Genomic DNA, 1,929 nt, shown 5'->3' with positions numbered 1-1,929 from the left:
CGGCACCCGCAGCGCCGGAACCGGCAGCCGCGCCCGCATCGCCTGCGCCACCCGCGCCCCGGCCTGCTGCCGCGCCATCGCCTGAGCCCCCTGCTGCCGGCGCGCCTGCGTCCGCAGGTGCGTCGCCGCCGCCGTCGTCGGCGCGTGTTTGCCCTTCAGGCTCGCTGCGCAGCGCGGGCGGCTCGGTTCGCAAATCCGACGGCGCGGGCTCCAGCCCGAAGCCCGTGACCGGGGCTGGCGACACCGCGCTGCGCAGCGCCGGCGCGTGAGTGCCGGCCCGTGTCGCGGCGCGCGATGCCTGCGCCGCTTCCGAACGCTCGGCCTGCCGCGCATCGTCGGCGCGCATCGCATCGCGCACTTCGTGCTGGCCGATGCGCTCGGCGAGCCGCTCGGCTTCGTCACGATCCTCGGTCTGCTCGCGCTGCTGTGCATCGGCGATGCGGCTCGCCACGTTGCCGCCGGCCGACTCGCGCCGCTGCACCACCGAGAGGAAGGTCGGCACGCCTGCGACATTCGGCACCGCCATGCGCGAGGGCGCTGCCGGCTGGGCCCGTCCCATCGTCGACGGGCGAGCGATCCGCGGGGCGACGCTCGCGCCCATGCCTACAACCCCGTGGGCGCGGGCCGGCCGAGCTTGCGGTACTCGGCCTCGATTGCGGCGCGCAGCGCGTTGAAGCCGACCGGCCCGGGCGCCGCGCTCGCCGCCGCCAGCGTCGCGTTGCGGATGTGCCCGCCCACGAGGTCGCACGACGCGGCGATGCGGTTGATCTGCGCCAGCTCCAGCGCATGGTGCGCGCCCAGGTGCGCCAGCCACAGCGTGCGGCGCTCCTGCGGCCCGGGCGTGGGGAATTCGATGATCGCGTCGAGCCGACGCGTGAACGCACCGTCGAAGCGCGAACGGCTGTTGCTCGTCAGGATCGCGATGCCGTCGAAGGACTCTATGCGCTGCAACAGGTAGTTGGTCTGCTGGTTCGCGAAGCGGTCGTTAGCGTCCTTCACCTCGGTGCGCTTGCCGAACAGCGAATCGGCCTCATCGAAGAGCAGCACCACTTCCGCGTCCTCGGCCCGCGCGAACAACTGCGCGAGATTCTTCTCGGTCTCGCCGATGTACTTGCTGGCGACGGAGGCCAGGTCGACGCGGTACAGCGGCAGCCCGAGCTGCGATGCCAGCCATGCGACCGCGAGCGTCTTGCCGGTGCCCGACGCGCCCACCAGCAAGGCGCGCACGCCGGGCCGGTAGCGCGTGCGCGCCGAGGGCCCGAGCGCATCGGCCAGCCCCTCGCGCCGCACGCAGCGCTGGCGCAGGGCGTGCAGCGCGGACGCCAGTTCGGGCGGCATCACGAGGGCCTCGTCCGGCACCGCGTCGGGCACCAGTTGCGCGAGCGTGCCCAGCTCGCCGGCGGCGCCGAGCCGCGCGGCGAGCTTCACATGCTGTTCGGTCAGGGCCGCGTCACCGGCCAGCCGCGCCTGATGCCGCGCCGCGCGAACCAGATGGGCGATGTGTGCCGGCGCATGCCGATGCGCACGCCCGACGCTTTCGGCGGCTGCCGCATCCAGATGGGCCCGCCACAAGGCGACGCGTTCCTGCGGCAGCGGCAGCGGCACGCGCCAGCTGCCGACTGGATCGCCCTCGCGCTCGAAACTGCCGTCGATGCCGCAGGCCAGCAGCAGCGGACCGCGATGGCCCGGCAGTTCGGCCAGCCGGCGCGATTCGCCCGGCGCCAGTTCCGCGCACAGCACCGGCGCGGCACGGCGCAGCCAGAGCCAGGGCGCGAGCCCGCGCGGCGGGTCGCCGTCGACGAAAGCCGGCTGCAGTCCGAGCGCGATCGCCACCAGCGCGGCCGCGCCCTGCGCCTCGCGGGGATGGCCGCTGCGCACCGCGAGCACGCTGCCGCCCGGCGGCGCATGACGCAGCGCCGCGGCCTGCCG

Annotated in this window: 1 protein-coding gene and 1 pseudogene; both read right to left on the bottom strand. The window is 74.9% G+C overall.

The annotated features are described in order from the left end of the window. Nucleotides 1-601: pseudogene (locus AC1DY5_RS53545) on the bottom strand (hypothetical protein); the annotation flags it as partial. A gap of 2 nt (nucleotides 602-603) precedes the next feature. Beyond that, a partial coding sequence (locus tag AC1DY5_RS53540; RefSeq protein WP_478122339.1) for an ATP-binding protein occupies nucleotides 604-1,929 on the bottom strand: 1,326 nt, incomplete at its 5' end.

Source organism: Variovorax sp. P4_D9 (assembly GCF_056401695.1).
Note: the sequence above shows the minus strand (reverse complement) of the source record. Positions and strands in the feature narration are given on the sequence as shown.